Origin of the sequence: Nocardia pseudovaccinii NBRC 100343, from assembly GCF_001613225.1 — a bacterium.
Taxonomy (GTDB): domain Bacteria; phylum Actinomycetota; class Actinomycetes; order Mycobacteriales; family Mycobacteriaceae; genus Nocardia; species Nocardia pseudovaccinii.
The window spans coordinates 1-4,990 of the sequence record NZ_BDBY01000047.1 but is presented as its reverse complement, the minus strand read 5'-3'; the positions used below and the strand labels follow the sequence as shown (position 1 = coordinate 4,990).

The 4,990-nt window shown below is 66.8% G+C and carries 3 protein-coding genes; 1 reads left to right on the top strand and 2 read right to left on the bottom strand.

Annotated elements, in window-relative coordinates; genetic code table 11:
- Window positions 1–39 precede the first annotated feature (39 nt).
- Window positions 40–4,362 (top strand): non-ribosomal peptide synthetase, encoded by a 4,323-nt coding sequence (locus tag NP3_RS06360; protein ID WP_169814450.1) that lies wholly within the window; start codon window positions 40–42, stop codon window positions 4,360–4,362.
- On the opposite strand, the gene NP3_RS06355 is transcribed toward NP3_RS06360, so the two are convergent.
- Together NP3_RS06355 and NP3_RS06350 are read right to left on the bottom strand one after the other, a co-directional pair.
- A complete protein-coding gene (locus NP3_RS06355; protein ID WP_063038730.1) occupies window positions 4,359–4,685 on the bottom strand; it encodes a GNAT family N-acetyltransferase in 327 nt (108 codons plus the stop codon). The genes NP3_RS06360 and NP3_RS06355 overlap by 4 nt on opposite strands.
- Window positions 4,686–4,723: 38 nt before the next feature.
- The coding region (locus NP3_RS06350) for an FAD-linked oxidase C-terminal domain-containing protein (protein WP_281197292.1) at window positions 4,724–4,990 on the bottom strand (267 nt) is incomplete at its 5' end.

Here is a 4,990-nt window from a genome sequence, read left to right as displayed (position 1 = left end):
TACGCCACCGACCTGTTCGACCGCGCAACCGTCGCGCACATGGCCGAGCGCTGGCTGCGCGTGCTACGCGCGGTAGCGGCGAATCCGGAAGTACCCGTTGGGGATATCGAATTGCTCGCACCTGCCGATCGCCGAGATCTGCTGTCCCGACGGGCGCGGATCGAGCGGCCGCCGCGCGTCCTGGCAGAGCTGCTCGCAGCAGCGGTCTCCGCGAACCCGGACGGCACAGCAGTGGTCGATGGCGCAGCGACACTGACCTATGCCGACCTCGACGAGCGCTCGAATCGACTGGCTCGCTTACTGATCCGCGCGGGTGCGCGTCCCGAATCACTGGTCGCGGTGGCCCTGCGCCGCTCGCTCGAGTCGGTGCTCGCCGTGTGGGCGGTGGCGAAGACCGGAGCGGCTTTCGTCCCGGTCGATCCCGGCAACCCGGTCGAGCGGATCCAGCAGATCATCGCGGACTCGGTTGCCGAGATCGGCATCACCCGGAGTTCGATCGAGCCGAGTCTGCCGGATTCGACGCGGTGGTTCGCCCTCGATGATCCGGACGTCATCGAATCACTCGATGCCACAACCGGTGCACCGATCGAGCTGCCGAACGTGCGGCCCGAAAACCCCGCCTACGTCCTGTTCACCTCCGGATCGACCGGCAGACCCAAGGGCGTCGTCGTCACCCACACCGGACTCGCCAACCTCGCGGCAGCACAACAGAAACGCGACAGGACCACCAGCACGTCCCGCGTCCTGCACGTGACCTCCCCGAGTTTCGATGCCGCGGTACTCGAACTCTTGATCGCAGTGGGTCCGGCAGCGACGCTCGTCATCGCGGGCCCGACCGCATTCGGCGGCCAGGAACTCGCGGAACTGCTGATACGCGAACAGGTTTCGCACATTGCGCTTACACCTTCGGCCCTGGCCTCGGTCGATCCGGCCGGATGCGATGCGGTGCGCGTCATCATCACCGGCGGTGAACCATGTCCGCCCGAATTGGTCGCCCGCTGGTCCGCGCCGGATCGCCTGCATTTCAACGATTACGGCCCGACCGAAACCACGATCTGGGCAACGGAGAGCAACCCGCTTCGGGTGGGCGACGAGGTCACCATCGGCGGCCCCATCGCGGGCATGTCCGCGGTCGTGCTCGACGATCGGCTGTATCCGGTGCCCGAAGGCGTCGCCGGTGAGCTGTATCTGGCGGGCATCGCACTGGCTCGCGGATATCACGGCCGCGGTGGCCAGACCGCATCGCGCTTCGTCGCCGACCCACACGGCCGACCGGGTGAACGCATGTACCGAACCGGTGACCTGGTGCGCTGGCGCGGCCGCGACCTCGAATACCTGGGCCGCTCGGACCTGCAGATCAAGCTGCGCGGCCTGCGCATCGAACTCGGGGAAATCGAATCGGCGCTGCTCGCCGACCCGGCGGTGGATCAGGCGGCGGTGAGCGTGCACAACGATGCCGTCGTCGGTGAAGTGCTCGTCGCCTACGTGGTAGCCGGTGCCGAATTCGCACCCGATCTGCTCGAGAGCGCTGTGGCACAGCGACTTCCGTCTTATATGGTCCCCTCGGTCATTATCGCGCTCACCGAACTGCCGCGAACCGCGAACGGAAAGCTGGACCGCAAGGCACTGCCCGCACCCGATCTGCGCGGCGGCCGATATCGCGCCCCGGAGACGCCCACCGAACGAGCGATCGCCGAAACCTTCGGCGAACTGCTCGGTGTCACTCGCGTCGGACTCGACGACAACTTCTTCGCCCTCGGCGGCAATTCGCTGATCGCCACCCGCATCGTCGCTCGGCTCGGTGCGGCACTCGATACCCGAATCCCGGTGCGCACTGTCTTCGATGCGCCCGCCGTGGCCGACCTCGCCGAGGCGATCCGGACCGCGGCCGCCCCACCCGGACCCCGCCCCGGACCGCGCGAGCGACCGAGCCGTATCCCGCTCTCGGCTGCCCAGCGGCGCATGTGGTTCCTCAACCGCTACGACCCGGCCTCACCCGCGCACAATGTGCCCATCGTCGTCGAGGTTCGCGGCGACCTCGATCCGGAGTTGCTTCGCGCCGCCGTCCCGGATCTGGTCGCTCGGCACGAATCACTGCGCACCGTCTATCCGGTGGATGCCGCGGGCGATCCGTACCAGGAAGTGCTACCGGCAGCGGAAGCCGTCGTCCCAGTGGTGGTCTCCGATATCGGAGCGGAGAGCGCGGCCGAGTTCGCCATGCGCGCCGGTGGGCACGGCTTCGATCTGACCCGAGAACTTCCGCTGCGCGTGTGGCTGCTGCGGCTCGAGCCCGAGCGCTGGGTGCTGATCGTTGTCATGCACCACATCGCCGCGGACGGCTGGTCATTGGCGCCGCTGACCCGTGACGTGCTGCTGGCCTATGCCGCCCGCCGGGCCGGTACCGCACCGCAGTTCGCGCCCTTGCCGTTGCAGTACGCCGATTACGCACTGTGGCAGCGCGAATTGCTCGGCGCCGATGACGATCCCGGCAGCGCGGCGCACACTCAGCTGGAGTACTGGCGCGGTGCACTGGACGGACTGCCGGAGGTATCGGCGCTGCCCACCGATCACCCGCGTCCGACGGTGGCCACGCACCGCGCGGGCCTGGTCGAATTCGAAGTCGGAATCGCTGTGCAGCAACGGATTCGGGAGATCGCGCGCTGGCACGGCGTGAGCGTCTTCATGGTGGCGCACGCCGCGCTCGCGGTCCTGCTGGCCAGGCTCTCCGGTACGACGGATGTGGCGATCGGTTCGGTTACCGCGGGCCGTGGTGACGGCGAACTCGACGATCTCGTCGGGATGTTGGTCAATACCCTGGTCCTGCGCACCCGGATCGAGCACGACGCGACCTTCGAAAACGTCCTCGCCACAACCAAAGACGCCGATCTGGACGCCTTCGGCAATGCCGATCTGCCGTTCGAGCGGCTGGTCGAGGTACTCGCACCGGCCAGATCGACCGCGCATTCGCCACTGTTCCAAGTGATTCTGGTGTTCCAGAACTTCGATCGCGAACCGATTCAGTTGCCCGGCCTGGTGATCACACCGTTATCGCGCGCGGCGGTCGGCGCCAAATACGATCTGGAATGGACGCTGGCCGAGAAATTCGACGCCGATGGCGCGCCCGCCGGTATCACCGGAACCCTGACCTTCGCCCGCGATCTCTTCGAACAGACGACCGCGGAAACGTTGACACAGCGATTCGTTCAGGTGCTCGAAGAGGTCACCGCGGACCCGGCCATCGTCATCGGCGACCTCGACCTCACCGCCCCGCCGGGCACCGTCGTGCACCAGCTACCACCAACGACCTTGCGGCGCAAGGATTTGCCGTACCGTCCGCCGGTCACCAGCACCGAACGCCTTGTCGTCGATGCCTTCGAAGCGGTGCTCGGCGCGGATCGAATCGGCCTGGACGACAACTTCTTCGAACTCGGCGGTACCTCCATGGTCGCCATTCGACTCGTCGCCGAAATCCGCGAACGCAGCGGCTTCGATATGCCGGTCCAGTGGATGTTCGGCGAACCGACTCCCGCTCTCCTGGCGCAACGCATCGTCGAAGGTGACCAACCGGGCTTCGATCCGGCCTTGCGCACTGTCCTTGCCCTGCGCCCGAGCGGCACGGGTCCCGGACTGTTCTGCATCCATCCCGCAATCGGATTGGCCTGGTGCTACGCCGGTTTGGTGCAATACCTCGATGGTGATCACCCGATCTACGGCCTGCAGTCACCGGCTGTGACCGACGGCAACCAACCGGACAGCACCCTCACCGAACGAGCCGCCCGCTACGCCGACCGTATCCTGCTGACCCAGCCCGCGGGGCCCTACCGACTGCTGGGCTACTCCGCGGGCGGTCCGCTCGCCCATGCAGTCGCCGTCGAACTCCAAAGCCGCGGCGCCCAGGTGTCGGCCCTGGTTCTCATGGACGGCCGCGCCGATGTCGAACCGGAAAGCGCCGTCGAGATGCCGCCTCCGGAGGCGTTGCTCGCCGAATTCGGCGGCATCGATCCCACGCTGCTCGACAACGTCGACGGGGATGCGGCGCTCGCCGACCGCGCCGCTGAACTCCTGCGCGTCGCGGGCGGCACCTTCGCGGCCCTGACCCCCGCCGATCTCGAGCATCTCTATCTCGACTACCAGCAGCTGATCCGCGAAAGCGCCGACTACCACCCGGCCGTCTTCGACGGCGACGCGCTCTTCTTCAGCAGCACCAACGGCCGACCCGGGTACATCCCCAACGCGGAAACCTGGCGGCCCTATGTCACCGGAACCATTGACGACCACCAAGTCGGCTGCGAACACAACAAGCTCACCAGCCCGCAAGCCCTGGCTGTGATCGGTCCGATCCTCGCGGACTACCTGCGCTAGGCGACCAGATCGGCGTATTCGCGGTGTTCGGCGATGTACTGCTCGACGTACCAGCAGGTCGGGATGATGGCGAAACCCTGTGCGCGCGAATCCTGCAGCGCGTATTCGACCACCTGGGCGGCCACGCCACGGCCACGGAACTCCGGGAAGGTCATGGTGTGGTGGAAGTCGCGGACTCTGGGGGGATGGTTGTCGGCGGAGCCGACGGGGCGGGTGAGATCAGCGTCTTCGCGTTCGGCGTAGTCGGCGTACCCGGCGAGGGTGTCGTCGAGATAGATCTCGAATCGGGTGTCGGCGACATTGTGCTCGAGCCTGGTGGTCATGATCGGGTGAAACTCCTCAGCGGCCGGGAATGTTCCGTCTACAGAATCGCGCCTGGGTTGAGAATGCCATGTGGGTCGAGCGCATCCTTGATCCGGCGAGTGAGAGCCATCACATCGGGACCCAGCTGTTCGGGCAGCCATGCCTTCTTCAACCGGCCGACGCCGTGTTCGCCGGTAATGGTGCCACCGAGCTCGATGGCCAGATCCATGATCTCGCCGAACGCGCGGTGCGCGCGTTCGGTCATCGCCGCATCGGTCGGATCGTGCACGATCAGCGGGTGGGTATTGCCGTCCCCAGCATGCGC